The 15779-nt window shown below is 65.9% G+C and carries 12 protein-coding genes; 3 read left to right on the top strand and 9 right to left on the bottom strand.

Annotated elements, in window-relative coordinates; genetic code table 11:
• The first annotated feature begins 90 nt into the window (after positions 1–90).
• Positions 91–675, top strand: a complete 585-nt coding sequence (locus BLQ39_RS01550) for a PH domain-containing protein (RefSeq protein ID WP_167738576.1) — start codon at positions 91–93, stop codon at positions 673–675.
• 44 nt (positions 676–719) lie between these two features.
• Here BLQ39_RS01550 and BLQ39_RS01545 read toward each other — a convergent pair whose 3' ends face one another.
• The 7 genes from BLQ39_RS01545 to BLQ39_RS01515 form a co-directional block, all read right to left on the bottom strand.
• On the bottom strand, positions 720–1784 hold the full coding sequence (locus tag BLQ39_RS01545; RefSeq protein WP_092321298.1) for an ABC transporter permease: 1065 nt from the start codon (positions 1782–1784) through the stop codon (positions 720–722).
• The gene (locus BLQ39_RS01540) at positions 1784–3316 is read right to left on the bottom strand and encodes an ABC transporter permease (protein WP_092321297.1); all 1533 of its coding nucleotides are present in this window, start codon (positions 3314–3316) and stop codon (positions 1784–1786) included. Before BLQ39_RS01540 ends, BLQ39_RS01545 begins: the two co-directional genes overlap by 1 nt.
• Before the next feature lie 101 nt (positions 3317–3417).
• A complete protein-coding gene (locus tag BLQ39_RS01535; RefSeq protein WP_241982865.1) occupies positions 3418–5229 on the bottom strand; it encodes an ABC transporter family substrate-binding protein in 1812 nt (603 codons plus the stop codon).
• 334 nt (positions 5230–5563) lie between these two features.
• Positions 5564–7339, bottom strand: a complete 1776-nt coding sequence (locus BLQ39_RS01530) for a dipeptide ABC transporter ATP-binding protein (RefSeq protein ID WP_092321296.1) — start codon at positions 7337–7339, stop codon at positions 5564–5566.
• On the bottom strand, positions 7336–8283 hold the full coding sequence (locus BLQ39_RS01525) for an ABC transporter permease (RefSeq protein WP_092321295.1): 948 nt from the start codon (positions 8281–8283) through the stop codon (positions 7336–7338). The genes BLQ39_RS01530 and BLQ39_RS01525 overlap by 4 nt, the downstream gene beginning before the upstream one ends.
• Positions 8273–9202 carry an ABC transporter permease gene (locus BLQ39_RS01520; protein WP_092321294.1) on the bottom strand — a complete coding sequence of 310 codons (930 nt, stop codon included), beginning with the start codon at positions 9200–9202 and terminating at the stop codon, positions 8273–8275. Before BLQ39_RS01520 ends, BLQ39_RS01525 begins: the two co-directional genes overlap by 11 nt.
• A 126-nt stretch (positions 9203–9328) precedes the next feature.
• Positions 9329–10900, bottom strand: coding sequence for a peptide ABC transporter substrate-binding protein (locus BLQ39_RS01515; RefSeq protein WP_241986997.1), 1572 nt, complete (start codon positions 10898–10900; stop codon positions 9329–9331).
• A 271-nt stretch (positions 10901–11171) separates the two neighbouring features.
• Between BLQ39_RS01515 and BLQ39_RS01510 the strand changes: the two genes are divergently transcribed.
• Both BLQ39_RS01510 and BLQ39_RS01505 read left to right on the top strand, forming a co-directional pair.
• Positions 11172–11564: a thiol-disulfide oxidoreductase DCC family protein gene (locus tag BLQ39_RS01510; RefSeq protein WP_092321292.1), complete on the top strand. Its 393-nt coding sequence runs from the start codon at positions 11172–11174 to the stop codon at positions 11562–11564.
• Positions 11561–12346 carry a CPBP family intramembrane glutamic endopeptidase gene (locus BLQ39_RS01505; protein ID WP_092321291.1) on the top strand — a complete coding sequence of 262 codons (786 nt, stop codon included), beginning with the start codon at positions 11561–11563 and terminating at the stop codon, positions 12344–12346. The genes BLQ39_RS01510 and BLQ39_RS01505 overlap by 4 nt, the downstream gene beginning before the upstream one ends.
• 82 nt (positions 12347–12428) lie before the next feature.
• Here the strand turns inward: BLQ39_RS01505 and gcvP are convergent, their stop codons facing one another.
• Both gcvP and gcvH read right to left on the bottom strand, forming a co-directional pair.
• The gene (gcvP, locus tag BLQ39_RS01500; RefSeq protein ID WP_092321290.1) at positions 12429–15314 is read right to left on the bottom strand and encodes an aminomethyl-transferring glycine dehydrogenase; all 2886 of its coding nucleotides are present in this window, start codon (positions 15312–15314) and stop codon (positions 12429–12431) included.
• A gap of 80 nt (positions 15315–15394) precedes the next feature.
• Complete coding sequence (gene gcvH, locus BLQ39_RS01495; protein WP_092321289.1) at positions 15395–15766, bottom strand: glycine cleavage system protein GcvH; 372 nt, start codon at positions 15764–15766, stop codon at positions 15395–15397.
• Positions 15767–15779: the final 13 nt, after the last annotated feature.

Below are 15779 nucleotides of genomic sequence, written 5' to 3'. Positions count from 1 at the left end.
GGATCAGTCATTGCTTGCCATCCTGTCTGGGTGAAGCGGGCTATCTGCGAAACTAAGGGTGTGCTGACAGAGTCGTTCCAATTTCACCCCATGTTCGGGCGTGTCCTCGCCGCGGTGATCGTCGTGTTGTGCCTGATCGGGCTGGCCGGCCTCGCCGTTGCCGGCGACTGGGCCAACCTTCTCCGCACGGTCTGGCCGCTGGCCTTCTTCAGCGCCCTGGCGATCGCCGTGTTCTGGCGTCCCCGGATCCTGATCGACGATCACGGCGTCACGGTCGTCAACGTGCTGCGCACGTTCGAGGTGCCTTGGCCCGCGATCCTGCGCATCGACACCCGGTTCAGCCTGACCCTGTTCACTCCCGAACGGAAGATCCCGGTCTGGGCCGCGCCGAGCCCAGGCATCCGCGGAGCCGTTGCGATTGAGAGGGCCGATGTGCGGAACCTGGGCGAGACCGCCTACGGGCAGGGCCGCAGCGTGCGCCCCGGCGATTCGGTGAGCACCGCCTCCGGCCAGGTAGCCTTCGTGCTGCGGCGGCGCTGGGAAGCGCTGCGCGATGCCGGCCACCTGGACAGCGGGGTCGTTGAACCCGGATCGCTTAAGGTCACCGTGCACTGGGCCACCATTGCCGTGCTCGGCGGGCTTCTCGCGGGTACCGTGGCCGGCATGGTCGTGTAGCTGCACTGCCTGGAGCAGCGCCGCCTGGAGCACCGGGGCCACCGCTAGACCGAGACGCGCTTGTCGCGGGCCCGGCGGACGGCCGCCCGGGCGAGCGCACGAGGCGACGGCATCTTCTTCTGGCGGGGATCGAACGCATCGCGCAGGCCGTCCCCGATGAAGTTGACGCTCAGCGCAATGACGATGATGAACACACCCGGCCACCAGAACAGCCACGGCCTGGTCGCGAACGCGGCCTGGTTCTCGGCGACGATCAACCCGAGCGATGTGTCGGGCGACTTGACGCCGAAGCCGAGGAAGCTGAGCGCCGTCTCGCCGAGGATCGCACCCGCCATGAGCAGCGTCGCGCTGACGATGATCACGCCGACGGCGTTGGGCAGGATGTGCTTGAAGATGATCCGCTTGTCGCTGGCCCCGGAGACCCGGGCCGCATCGATGAACTCGCGCTCACGAAGCGAGAGGAACTCGCCGCGCACGAGGCGGGCCAGCCCGGTCCAGGCGAACAGACCGAGCATCAGCCCAAGGACGGCTGCTCCGAGCGACCCGGTGGAGCGTCCGATCACGGCGCCGATCACGATGAACGGGATCGTGATGATCACGTCGGTGAAGCGCATCAGCAGCGAGTCAGACCAGCCTCGGTAGAAGCCGGCCAGCGAACCGATGAACACGCCCACCATGGTGCCGACCGAACCGACGAGCACCATGATCATGATCGACTGCTGCGCACCGCGCATGACCAGCGCGAAGATGTCGTGCCCGACGACGTCCTGGCCGAACGGGTGAGGTCCGATGCCGAAGCCCGGCCCCGGAATCAGGTTCAGCGTCGGAATACCGCGGTTGACCAGGGGCGGGGTTTCCCGCCAATGCCAGGGCCACCACCCGGTGGTGCTCAGACCCCAGAGGTGGAGCCCGACGGAGGTGTAGGCGAGCACGATGACGAAGGCCAGCACGAAGATCGAGATGACGGCGCCACGGTGACGGAAGAACCGCTTGCGAACGATCTGCCCCTGGCTGAGGCCGATGGTTTCGCGCTGCTCGATCGTGGATTCGTCGCGTTCGGGTTCACCCTCGTGCGGAGGATCCTGGAGGGCCAGGTTGAGGTCGACCATTATGACACCCTGATTCTCGGGTCGAGGGAAGCGTACAAGAGGTCCGCGACGAGGTTGAAGATCACGGTCAGCAGACCGGTGACCACAAAGAACGCCATCACCGGGTTGGGGTCGACGTTTTGGAGCCCCTTCTGGAAGAGCTGGCCCATTCCGCTCCAGCCGAAGACGAACTCGGTGATCACGGCGCCGCCGATCAGCGCTCCGATGTCGAGCGCGATGATCGTGGCAATCGGGATGAGCGCGTTCCGGAGGGCGTGGCGAACGACGACCGTGCGCTGCGTGAGTCCCTTGGAGCGCGCGGTGCGGATGTAGTCCTGGTTCATCACCTCGAGCATGCTCGACCGCGTGTACCGGGTGAGCCCGGCGAAGGAGATCAGGATGATCGCGATCGTGGGCAGCAGCAGGTGGGTGAAGGTGTCAATCCCCTGCACCCAGAAGTTGCCGCCGAGGTTCGGCGTCGCCGAACCGAAGGTCGCGATCGGCCGCCCGTTGATCCTGGTCGAGTTGAAGTAGTCACTCCAATAGAACAGGTGGCCCTCGAGCGCGATGACCGCGCTGATGATGACCGACACAATGGCCGAGGTGCGAGCGGACTGCCACCGGTCTCGTCCGCCCAGAAAATACCCGATCGCGCCGCCGACCACGACGGAGAGTACCGCGAGGCCGAGGAAGAGCGGCAAGGTCATGAACCGGAAGACATACCAGGTCATCGGGTAGTAGAGCGCGATGCCCACGGCCGCCGTGACCAGCGAACCGCGCAGCGCGTTCCTGTTCTTCAACCCGACCGAGATGGCAGTGACGCCCAGGGCCGCGGCAACAGCTGTGAGGACCACGCCGACGATGCCGATGCTGGGGGTGCTGAACCAGCCGGTCAGGTTGAGGTAGGCCAGGAGCGCGCCCGTTGACACGGTGGCGACGGCGAGTGTGGTCAGCCGTTTCCTGCCGGTGCCGCCGAGAACAGACATCCAGAGCAGGCCCGAGACTATCGATATCCCGATCAGAACCGCTATCCCGATGCTGGGCTCAGCCAGCCAGTCATTGAATCCGATGGCGATGTACTGCTTGAGCAGTACGGCCACCCAGAAGATCGGGAGCGAGAAGAAGAGGAAGGAAGCGAACGTGATGGAGTAGTCGTATCCGCTGTACTGGCGCAGGGCGGTGGTGATTCCGACCGCGAGGCCGACGACAATCGCGATCAGCTGGGCGGAGACGACCAACTGCAGTGTTGATCCCATCGCCTGCTGGAGCAGCACGTTGACCGGCAGGCCCTGCACGTTGACGCCGAAGTCACACTGGCCGACGAAGCATTGCGCGATGCCGCCGAGCCAGATGAAGTACCGGAAGAAGGGGGGAACGTCGAGGTTGAGAAGCCTGGTGCGGGCCTCCATCAGCTCGAGCTTGTTCGGAGCGCTGCTTTCCCGCAGCTCCTTGAGCGGGTCGCCCGACATTGAGACGAGGATGTACATCAGGAATGTCGCGGCGAGGAGTACGAAAACTGCGGCGATCAGGCGCCGGGTTACGAATGAGGCCATGAGCGGTGGCGACCAGCCAATCTATGAGGATCTGGCAGTGGGCGCCGGGACCTTTCGGTCCCGACGCCCACCGGATTTCAGTGGAAGCGGGGGCTCAAGCCCTACTTCTTGGCTGCAACCTTCCAGTCCCAGATGTTCCAGAAGATGGTCGGCGACAGGATCGACGGGTCAACGCCGTCGATCTTGTTGTTGTATGCCGTGACACCGGGGAACTGGAAGACGGTGACGCCGTAGTAGCTGTCCCAGATGAGCTTGTCGAGCTGCTTCTGCAGTTCGATCTGCTTCTCCGGGTCGAACTCGCCGTTGAGCTTCTTGATGACCTTGTCAGCCTCGGCGTTCGAGAAGAACGTCATGTTGTTGATGCCGCCCGTCTCGAAAGTCGGGCCGGAGCTGGTCACGCCGAGGCTCGTGGACTGCCAGCCGAACAGCGAGGCGTCGTAGGCACCGGGGGTACCGAGGAGGCCACCCCAGTTCTCGTTGCCACAGTCTTCAACGACGAAGCCGGCAAGTGCCGCCGACGTCTGGATCAGCTGGAACTCGTTGACGCGGCGCGGGTTGGTCGAGCTGTAGAGGAAGCAGACCTTGGGGCTGGTCACGCCGGCCTCGGCGAGCAGCGCCTTGGCGCCCTCGACGTCAACCTCGGCGTATGCGGCCGAACCGTTGGCCTTGACGGAGTCGTCATAGCCTTCGGCGCCGGGGACGAAGATCTGCGAGTCACGCAGCGTGGCGTCCTCGCCGACGATCGGCTTGATCAGCTTGTCGATGATCTCCTGGCGCGGGATGACCTTCATGAAGGCCTCGCGCACCTTCGGGTCGCTGAACGTGCCGTTCTTCGACTTGTCGATCTGAAGGTCGATGTGCTCGTACGTGCCCTCGGCACCCTTGATCACCGTGACGTTCTTGACGCCGTCGAGGGCGGTCGTGATGTCAGCGGTCGCCTGGGGCGAGATGACGTCGACGTCGCCGTTCTGGAGCGCCTGCACTGCGGCCAGCGGGTCGCCGATGAAGCGGATGGTGACCTCTTCGATCGTCGGCTTGTGGGCGCCGGTGTAGTCGGGGTTGGCCTTGAGGGTGATGAACTGGTCGGCCTTGAACGACGAGATCGTGTACGGGCCGGTGCTCAGGTACAGGTCAGGGTCCTTGGGCAGCTCGGTGAAGTTGAAGCCCGAGTTCCAGAAGCTGGACAGCGAGGCCAGCGACTTGTCGTCCTTGTCCTGGATGGCCTTGATGACGGCATCCTTGGCCTTCTTGTTGTCCGTCAGGTCGAGGGCGTTCTTGCCGACAACGTGCGCCGGAAGAGCGCTCGGGAAAGCGAGCTCCCAGTCCACGTACGGGGTTTCGTACACCATCGTGATGGAGCGGCCGTCATCGCCGATCTTCGGCACGTCGTGCACCAGGCCGAGGCCGGAGTCGGGCGTTGCGCCGGAGTCGAAGAAGACGATGTCCTTCGGGAAGGCGTCGGTGAACTCGCCCGTGTCAGGGTCGGTGAACTCTGCCGGGTCGAAGTCCGGGGTGTCGAGCGAGCGCGAGTTGGCGGCCCAGTTGAGCAGCATGTCGGCGGCGTCGACGGCGGTGCCGTCAGACCACTTGACGCCATCCTTGATGGTGTACTTGACGGTCAGCGGGTCTTCGGAGACCTTCTCGTACGAGCCGAACTCGGTGTTCTTCACGAGCTTGGGCTCGTTGTCGTACAGGTTGAACCAGTCCATCGTCATGTAGATGATGTTGGCGTTCGCCGTGGCGTTGCCGAACGAGGTCATGCCGTTATACGAATAAAACGGCTGGTTCCACGCGACGTTGACCGACGTGCCCTTGTCGAGTCCGGATTCGGCCGTGGGGGCCGCGCATCCTGACATGACGAGAGCGACGACGCCAACGGCAGCAACTGCTGCCCCGATGCGTCTGATTCTCATTGTTCCTCCTGTGCAATGTGTGCAAGCGGCAGGGACTCCGTGCGGGCCTCGACGCCGTGCTGGTTGCTACTGACCCTAGAGAGGTCGACGCGCCCACCGCGCGCGACACGGGAAAACGTTACACATTGGTAATCAGGAGCCACGAAGATCTCATTTTCCGCACGAAAATTGCGTGGCCAACCGGACATATTGACCAGAAAGTGCGCTAGGGCCCCCGAAAGGGAGACTTCCGCCGTTAACGAATTCGACGGAGACTCCGTGCCGCGGCGCTCACATGAGCCTCACAGCATCCCTTTCGGGCAGAATCTCCGTCGAATTGGCGGAACGGGTTAGGTCAGCGACCGAACTCGAAGTTGCCGCCGGGGATGGCGGAGAGCAGTTCCTGCGTGTACAGCTCGCGGGGGTTGTCGAACACCTCGTCCGTTGTCGCGGCCTCGACGATCTGCCCCTTCTTCATGACGCAGACATTGTCCGCGACCAGCCGCACGACCGCGAGGTCGTGGGTGATGAAGAGGTAGGTCAGGTCCAGCTCGGCCTGCAGCTCGGTCAGCAGGTTCAGGATCTGGCCCTGCACGAGCACGTCGAGGGCCGAAACGGCCTCGTCGAGCACGAGCACGTCCGGCTTGAGCGCGAGCGCCCTGGCGACGGCGATGCGCTGCCGCTGACCGCCGGAGAGCTCGCTCGGATACCGGAATCGCGTGGACGACGGCAGCGACACCTGGTCGAGCAGTTCCAGCACGCGGGCCTGCCGTTCCCTGGCCGTGCCCACCTTGTGCGCGAGCAGCGGCTCGGCGATCGTGTTGCCCACGTTGTACTGCGGGTCCAGCGAGCCGTACGGGTCCTGGAAGACCGGCTGCACGCGGCGACGGAACTTCAGCAGCTCCGCGCCCTTGAGGCCGGCGACATCCTGGCCGTCGAACTCGATCCTGCCCTTGGTGATTCCCTCGAGCTGCAGGATGAGCTTGGCCACCGTTGATTTGCCGGAGCCGGACTCCCCCACGATGGCCGTGGTGGTGCCCTTCTTGACGCCGAAGGAGACATCGTTCACGGCGAGCAGTTCGTCGCTGCGGAACCCGCCCTTGCGGATGCGGTAGACCTTGGTGACGCCCTGCACGGAGATGAGGTCCCGGTCGGGAGCCGCGTTCTCACGCTTCGTCGCCCGTGCGATCAAGCCGGTGTCGAGCGATCCCTCTGAGTAAATCTTCTCGGCATCCGCCTGGGGGTTCTTCTTCGCCTGGATCCGCCGGGAGGCCAGGCTCGGCGCCGCTGCGACGAGCCGCTGGGTGTACGGGTGCCGGGGGTTGGCGAGGATCTCCCTGGAGGGCCCCGATTCGACGACCTTGCCCTTGTACATCACGACGAGCTGCTCGGCCCGCTCCGCGGCCAGGCCGAGGTCGTGGGTGATGAACAGCACCGAGGTGCCGTAGTCACGGGTCAGCGTGCCCAGGTGATCGAGGATCTGCCGCTGCACCGTCACGTCGAGGGCCGAGGTCGGCTCGTCGGCGATGAGGAGCCTCGGCCTGGCCGACAGGCCGATTCCGATGAGCACGCGCTGACGCATGCCCCCGGAGAACTGGTGCGGATATTGCTTGAGCCGGTCGGCAGCGTCACTCAGGCCGGCCTCCTGCAGCACCTCGATGGTGCGCTTCCTGACCTCCCTCTTGCCCTGAGCGACGTTGTTGGCCTTGATGGCTTCCTCGACCTGGTACCCGATGTTCCAGACCGGGTTGAGGTTGGACATCGGGTCCTGCGGGACGTAGCCGATCAGGCGGCCGCGAACATCCTGAATCTCCTTCGCCGACAGTTTCGTCAGGTCGCGGCCCTCGAAGAGGATCTCCCCGGCCGTGACCTTTCCCGTGCCGGCGAGCAGGTTGATGATGGCCTGCGCGGTCGTGGTCTTGCCGGAGCCGGACTCACCCACGATCGCCAGGGTCTGGCCCTCGTACAGGGTGAGGCTGACGCCGCGCACGGCGGGGACGAGCCCGTGCTGGGTCTGGAAGCCGACCTCGAGGTCACGGATCTGCAGCAGCGGTTGCCGGGATGCCGAATCCGTCGTCGTCGGGGACGCCGGAAGGGTCTGGAACACGTCGTCGTTCGCTATCTGGGTCATCGTCGGGCCCTCGCAGCCGGGTCGAGTGCGTCGCGGAGAACGTCGCCGAGCATAAGGAAGGAAAGCACGGTGATCGACAGGGCCGCCGCGGGATACAACAGAACCTGTGGACTCGTACGGATGGACGTCTGGGCCTGACCGATGTCATTGCCCCAGGACATGACGTCCGAGCCCAGGCCGATGCCCAGGAACGACAGCGTCGCCTCGGCCACGATGAACGTTCCCAGCGACACCGTCGCGATGACGATGACCGGCGCGAGCGAGTTCGGGATCACGTGGCGCAGCAGGATCTTGGAGTTCGACACTCCCAGGGCGATCGAGGCGGTCACGTAGTCGGAGTTCCGCGCCGACAGCACGGCGCCACGCATTATGCGGGCGATCTGCGGCCAGGCGAAGATCGAGAGCACGACCGCGATCGTCACCGGGGTGCGCACCGGCAGGACCGACATCAGCACGATGGCACCGAGCACGGTGGGAACGGCGAAGAAGATGTCGCCGATGCGGGACACGAGGGCGTCCAGAAGTCCGCCGTAGAACCCGGCCAGGGCGCCGATGATGACTCCGAAGAGCGTCACCAGCATGGTCGCCAGCAGTCCTACGGTGATCGAAGCCTGTGTTCCGAAGACGATCCTCGAGTAGACGTCACAGCCCTGGCGCGTGAAGCCGAGGGGATGTCCGGCCGCGGGTCCGTCGTTGCTGTTTCCCAGGTCGCAGGCGTCAGGTGCGGTCTGGGCGAACAGGCTCGGGAACAGTGCCACGACCACGATCAGCAGGATCAGCACGGAGGAGATCCAGAACGAGGGCCGACGACGCATCGAGTCCCAGGCATCCGCCCAGGTGCTGCGCGCCTTCTGCGATTCGTCGAGGCGGTCGACCGCGGCGACGGGAGTGTCCTCCAGTTCCGCGACGTAGTGGGTCTGCCCACTCGGGCTATTACTTGGCATAACGAATCCTTGGGTCAAGGGCTGCGTACAGCAGGTCGACGAGCAGGTTGGCCAGCACGAAGATGACGACCATCACGGCGATGAACGACACCACTGTCGGGCCCTCACCGAGCTTGATCGCCTTGTAGACGGTGCCACCGACACCGTTGATGTTGAAGATGCCCTCCGTGACGATCGCGCCGACCATCAGCGAACCCAGGTCGACGCCGAGGAAGGTGACGACGGGAACCAGCGAGTTGCGCAGCACGTGCACGGTGACGACGCGCGGTCGGGACAGCCCCTTCGCTGTCGCGGTGCGCACGAAGTCTGCATTGAGGTTGTCCGACACGCTGGCGCGGGTGAGCCGCACGATGTAGGCGAACGACACGGATGCCAGCACGAGAGCCGGCAGGATCAGCTCGTTCAGCGGCGCCTCTCCGCTCACCGTTGTGCGGGCCCAGCCGAGCTGCACGCCGAAGACGAACTGCAGCACGAAGCCGATGACGAAGGTCGGGACCGAGATCAGCAGCAGGCTGACCACGAGCGCGCTTGCATCGAACAGCTTGCCTTTGCGCAGGCCGGCGATGAGTCCGACGAGGACTCCCGCGAACGCCTCGAAGATCAGCGCGAGCATGGCGAGCCGGGCGGTGACCGGGAAGGCCGACGCCATGACCTCGGAGACCGGACGGCCCGAGTAGGTCGTGCCGAGATCGCCCTGGAAGAAGCCGACCATGTAGTGGAAGTACTGCACCAGCAGCGGCTGGTCGAGGTAATACTGGGCGCGGATCTGGGCGATCACGCCGGGGGAAGGCGTGCGGTCTCCGTAGAGAGCGGCGATGGGGTCTCCGGGGAGGGAGAACACCATGAAGTAGATGAGGAACGTGGCGCCGAAAAACACCGGGATCATCTGGAGCAGGCGCTTGCCCGTGTACCAGAGCATCAGGTTCCCTCGTTGGAACAAATGGGCATAACAGTCGCAATCACTGGGTGAGTCTGGTCAGTGCAATGCCCGGGGCGGTCAAGCGACCCCCCCGGGCATTCCACTGTGATGGATAACGTGCGGGTGTTACTTCTTGGTGATGTCGGTGTACATCGGGACGGAGTCCCAGCCGAAGACAACGTTGTCGACGGTCTCAGCCCACACACCGGTGACGTTCGAGTACCAGAGCGGGAGCGTCGGGAGGTCCTTCAGCAGGACTTCCTGTGCTTCCTGGTACTTTGCGGTGGCTTCCTCGACGGACGATGCGGCTGCACCCTCCTTGAGGAGCCTGTCGAACTCCTTGCTGCTGTAGCCTTCCTTGTTCGAGCCGGCACCGGTCTGGTACAGCGGAGCGAGGAAGTTGAACAGCGACGGGTAGTCCGCCTGCCATCCGGCGCGCGTGGCACCGGTCAGCTTCTTGGCGTCACGGTCGTCCAGTGCTGCGGCGAACGTGGGGTACGCCTTGCCGACAGCCTTGATGCCCAGCGTGTTCTTGATGCTGTTGGCAACAGCGTCAACCCAGGCCTGGTGGCCACCGTCGGAGTTGTAGGCGATGTCGAAGGTACCGGTGTACGGTGCGATTGCGTCGGCCTCGGCCCACAGCTTCTTGGCTTCCTTCTTGTTGTACTCGAGAACGTCGGCGCCCTTGAGCTTGTCCGAGTAGCCGTCGATGACCGGCGACGTGAAGTCGGTGGCCGGCGTGCGGGTTCCCTGGAAGATCACGTCGGTGATCTCATCACGGTTGATCGACATGGAGATGGCCGCGCGGCGAAGCTCGCCTTCCTTGCCACTCCAGTGCTCGAGGTAGTACGGCATGTTGAGCGCCTGGAAGACCGCGGCCGGCTGGTTCACCGAACGCTCCGGGAAGTCGGACTCGTAGGTCTCGAACGCGGCGTCCGGAATTGCATCCAGAACGTCGAGGTTTCCACCCTGGACATCCGCGTAGGCGGCATCCTGCGAGTCGTAGAAGACGATGCTCAGGCCGCCGTTGGCGGGCTTGCGCACGCCGTCGTAGGCCGGGTTGGTGACGAGGTCGATCTTGACGTCATGCTCCCAGGCGCCTTCGCCCTTGAGCATGTACGGGCCGTTGCCGATCGGGTTCTCGCCGAAGGCCGCCATGTCCTCGAACGCGACCTCGGGCAGCGGCGAGTAGGCCGAGTAGCCCAGGCGCAGCGGCCAGTCGGCCTCGGGCGCGACGAGCTCGACCGTGAAGGTCTTCTCGTCGACGACCTTGAGGCCGGTCAGTTCGGAGTCGGCGTCGTAGCTGAAGCCAGCGATGTCGTCGAAGAAGTAGGAGGAGCCCTGCGCGTTGCTGAAGAGCGCGCCGTAGTTCCAGGCGTCAACGAACGACTTGGCGGTGACGGGCTCGTCGTTGCTGAACTTCCAGCCGTCCTCGAGCGTGACGGTCCAGTTCTGGGCGTCATCGGACTCGATCGACTTGGCGACCTCGTTCTCGAGCTCGCCCTTCGCCGTGTAGGACACCAGTCCGGCGAACACCGAGGTGACAACCTTGCCGCCGCCGGTCTCGGCGGTGTTGGTGGGGATCAGCGGGTTCTGCGGTTCGGACCCGTTCGTGGTGATGATGGCCTTCGAGTCGCCCTTGGGGGCTGCGGCCTTTTCCGTGCCGGCAGCACAGCCCGAGAGCGTAAGCGCTCCCATGGCGGCGAGAGAAATGGCAACAATGCCAAGTCTGTTGATCTTCAATTTTCCTCCAGTGCAAAAGTGGGCGCGTTCCTCGGCTTGTGGCCGGCGAAACGCGCGCGATAAACAAAGACCTTAGGTCGAGGGCGTCGATAGCGCAAAACCTGAGGGGAACCGTTACCGATGAGCAACCTGCGAGGTCGATAGCTGCAGGGATTGATCTTTATGCGCATCATTCCCGCGGCTAACTGTGCGTTCGGTGGGAACGCCGGGGTGAGATGATGGAGCCATGGCGAGCCTTCCTGGTGCGAAAACGACGGTTCTGATCTTCGACGGGGACTGTGCCTTCTGCACGAGCGCCGTGCTCTGGCTGGGCCGAGTGCTGCCGGCCAGGCCGCCTGTCGAGCCGTACCAGTGGACGGATCTTGCCGCCTACGGCCTCACCGCTGCCGACGGCCGGTCACGGGTCTGGCTCGTCACCGGCGGGCGACGTTACGGCGGCGCCGCGGCCGTGGCCGCCCTGCTGCGCCACCAGCCGAACCCGGTGCTCCGGATGATCGGCTGGATCGGCACCCTTCCGCCGCTGTCCTGGCTCGCCGAGCTCGGCTACCGGCTCGTCGCCCGGTACCGCCACCGGCTGCCCGGTGGCACTCCCGCCTGCAGGATGCCGGCCGAAACATGAGCCTTCCCGATCTCCGTCCCCTCATGAGCGGAACCCGGCTGGCCTGGGAAGTTGCGATCGTGCTCGGGCTCTCTCTCGGGGCATCCGCAGTGTATTCGGTGGTCGCGATCGTTGCCAGGCTCACGAGGGGCAAGCCGCTCTCAGAGCAGTCGGCGGCGCTGAACGCCTCCCAGTCGGAGCGCGAGTGGCTCGACTTCACCTATCAATTCCTGGGCATCTTCTTCCAGCTGTTCGCCGTAGCCCTGGTGCTCTACCTGCTCTGGCTGCCCGGGAAGAGCGCGTTCGGCCGGATCGGCTTCGACCTCAGCCAACCGGGGCGCGACCTCTCCCGCGGAGTCGGCCTGGTTGTGGTGATCGGCTTTCCGGGCCTGGCCTTCTACCTTCTCGGTCGCGCCCTGGGGCTCACGGTCGCCGTGACAACCAACCCGCTCGACACCTACTGGTGGACCATTCCGATCCTCGTCTTCGCCGCGCTGGGCGCCGCGCTCTCCGAGGAACTCATCGTGGTCGGCTACCTGTTCACCCGCCTGCGCGAGTTCGGCTGGTCGACGTGGACGGTCATCCTGTCATCCGCCGTGCTGCGGGGCACCTACCACCTGTACCAGGGAGTCGGGCCGTTCTTCGGCAACGTCGCCATGGGCGTGCTCTTCGGCTGGTGCTACACCCGCTGGGGACGCACGATGCCGCTGGTCGTTGCCCACTGGATCCTGGACATCGTCTCGTTCGTCGGCTATCCCCTCGCGCTCGCCTGGTGGCCCGCCCTGGTCGCTCCCGCCGCCTAGCCCCCACCGCGAAACCGCAGTTGTGCGCGCTAAAACGACGTTTTAGCGCGCACAACTGCGGTTTCGCGGGAGGGGGAAGGGGCTACTCGAAGGCTTCGGGCGGCGGGCAGGCGCAGACGAGGTTGCGGTCGCCGAACGCGTTGTCGATGCGGCGCACCGGCGCCCAGTACTTGTTGCGGATGAGCGAACGCAGCGGGTAGACCGCGGTCGCGCGGTCGTAGGCGTGCTCCCACTCCCCCTCGATGACCGACTGCGCGGTGTGCGGCGCGTTGCACAGCGGGTTGTCGTCGGCGGGCCAGGTTCCGGCGGCGACGGCATCCGCTTCGGCCTTGATCGCGATCATCGCTTCGATGAACCGGTCGATCTCGCCCAGGTCCTCGCTCTCGGTGGGCTCGATCATGAGCGTTCCCGAGACCGGGAAGCTCATCGTCGGCGCGTGGAAGCCGTAGTCGACGAGGCGCTTGGCCACGTCGTCGACGGTCACCCCGGTCGCCGCGGTGAGCGGGCGGAGGTCGAGGATGCACTCGTGCGCGACCAGGCCGTTGTCGCCCGAGTACAGCACCGGGTAGTGCGCTTCCAGGCTCTTCGCCACGTAGTTGGCGGCGAGCACTGCGGCCCCCGTGGCCTGCTTGAGTCCGTCCATGCCCATCATGCGCACGTACGCCCAGGTGATCGGCAGGATGCTCGGGCTGCCGTACGGCGCGGCGGAGACCGGGCCGCCCTCGTGCCGAACGCTGCCGCCGAGCAGGTAGTGGTCCTCGCTCTGGGCGAGCGGGTGCCCGGGCAGGAACGGCGCGAGGTGCGCCTTGGCCGCGACCGGGCCGACGCCCGGTCCGCCGCCACCGTGCGGGATGCAGAACGTCTTGTGCAGGTTGAGGTGCGACACGTCGCCGCCGAAGTCGCCGAAGCGGGCGAAGCCGAGCAGGGCGTTGAGGTTGGCGCCGTCGACGTAGACCTGGCCGCCCGCGTCGTGCACGGCCTGGCAGATCGCGCCCACCTCGTGCTCGTACACGCCGTGCGTGGACGGGTAGGTGATCATCAGCGCGGAAAGGTTCTCGGCGTGCTCCGCGATCTTGGCGCGCAGGTCGTCCAGGTCGACGTTGCCGAGGTCGTCACAGGCCACGACGACGACCTTCATGCCCGCCAGCACGGCGGATGCCGCGTTCGTGCCGTGCGCGCTGGAGGGGATCAGGCAGACGGTGCGCTGCGCATCGCCGTTGGCGAGGTGGAACCCGCGGATGGCGAGCAGGCCGGCCAGTTCGCCCTGGCTGCCCGCGTTGGGCTGCAGCGACACGGAGTCGTAGCCGGTGACATCCGTCAGCCACGTTTCCAGCTGGTGGATCAGGGCCAGGTAGCCTTCGACGTCAGCGCGCGGCGCGAAGGGGTGGATGCCACCGAACTCGGGCCAGCTGACGGCCTCCATCTCGGTGGCCGCGTTGAGCTTCATCGTGCAGGAGCCGAGCGGGATCATGCCCCGGTCGAGCGCGTAGTCGTAGTCGGCGAGGCGCTTGAGGTAGCGCATCATGCTCGTCTCCGAGCGGTGAGTGTTGAACACGGCGTGGGTGAGGTACTCGCTCGTGCGACCGAGGCCGGCCGGGAGCCCCTCGGTCACGGCGGAGAAGTCCACGTGGCCGAACGCGTCGCGGCCGCCGAAGGCGCCGACGACGTTGGAAAGGTCGGAGGGCGTCGTCGTCTCGTCGACGGACACCCCCACGGTGTCGGCGTCGACGAGGTGCAGGTTGACGCCGGCTCCGGCGGCGCGCGCCACAACCTCGGCGGCGCGGGCGGGAACGGAGACCCGGACGGTGTCGAAGAACGAGTCACCCTGCACGTCGGCCCCGGCGGCGCGGAGCGCGGCGACCAGGCGGCCGGCGCGGTCGTGCACCTCGGTCGCGATCGCCTTGAGTCCGCCCGGACCGTGGTAGACGGCGTACATGCCGGCCATGACCGCGAGCAGCACCTGGGCGGTGCAGATGTTCGACGTGGCCTTGTCCCGGCGGATGTGCTGCTCGCGCACCTGCAGCGACAGGCGGTAGGCGGGGTGGCCGGCCGCGTCGACGCTGACGCCGACGAGACGGCCGGGGAGCTGGCGTTCGAGGCCCTTGCGCACGGCCATGTAGCCCGCGTGCGGACCGCCGAAGCCCATCGGCACGCCGAAGCGCTGGCTGGTGCCGACGGCGACGTCCGCGCCGAGCTCGCCCGGTGAGGTGACCAGGGTGAGCGCGAGCAGGTCGGCCGCGACGACGGCGAGGCCGCCCTGCGCCTGCGAGGCGGCGATGACGCCGGCCGGGTTCCAGACCCGACCGGATGCGCCGGGGTACTGCACGAAGGCGCCGAAGTGCTCGCCGAGGTCGCCGGCTGCCGTGGCCTCGTCGAGGTCGATGACGGCGAGCTCGATGCCCAGCGCGTGGGCGCGGCTGGCGAGGAGCGCCTGAGTCTGCGGCAGGGCATCCGAGTCGACGACGAACCGGGCCGACTTTGATTTCGAGGCCCGGCGGGCGAGGAGCATGCCCTCCACGACGGCCGTCGATTCGTCGAGCATCGACGCGTTGGCGGTGTTCAGCCCGGTCAGGTCGGCGACCATGGTCTGGAAGTTGATCAGCGCTTCCAGCCGGCCCTGGGAGATCTCGGGCTGGTAGGGCGTGTAGGCCGTGTACCAGCTCGGGTTCTCCAGGATGTTCCGCTTGATCACCGCGGGGGTGATCGTGTCGTAATAGCCCAGCCCGATCATCGACCGCTTGACCGTGTTCTGGTCGGCCAGGGCGCGGAGCTCCAGGATGGCCTCGCGCTCCGTGGCGGCCGGCGGCAGCACGCTGTCGTCGGCCTGGCGGAACTGGTCCACGTGGATCGACGGCGGGATCGCGGAGTCCACGAGCGACTCGACCGAGTCGTAGCCGAGGGCGGCGAGCATGTGGGACTGCGCCGCCGCATCCGTTCCGATGTGACGCTGGGTGAAGGGCTGTGACATGTGTGCTTGAACCTGCGCGTTCTGGTTGTGTGGCTGGTCGCCGGGGGAAACGGGTGCTGGGTGGGGCCTGTTAGCCGGTGCTACTCGCCGACGAGGGCGGAGTACTCGGCGTAGCTGAGGAAACTGGGCAGCTCGGTGAAGGAGACCTTGATCAGCCAGCCCTCTCCGAACGGGTCGCTGTTGACGAGCTCCGGGCTGTCGACGACGGCGTCGTTGATCTCGGTGACGGTGCCGTTGATCGGAGCGAAGAGCTCGCCGACCGACTTGGTCGACTCGATCTCGCCGACGACGGTGCCGCTCGCGACGTCGCTGCCGACGGCGGGCAGCTCGACGAAGACGACGTCGCCGAGCTTCTCCGCGGCGTACGCGGTGATGCCGATGGTCGCCGTGTCGCCGTCGACCAGCACCCACTCGTGCTCGGCCGTGTACTGCAATTCAGACTTGTCTGCCATGGGAATTCCTCTC

Source organism: Cryobacterium psychrotolerans (assembly GCF_900101115.1).
Lineage (GTDB): Bacteria > Actinomycetota > Actinomycetes > Actinomycetales > Microbacteriaceae > Cryobacterium > Cryobacterium psychrotolerans.
The sequence above is the reverse complement of the archived record's forward strand: the minus strand, read 5'-3'. Positions and strand labels throughout refer to the sequence as shown.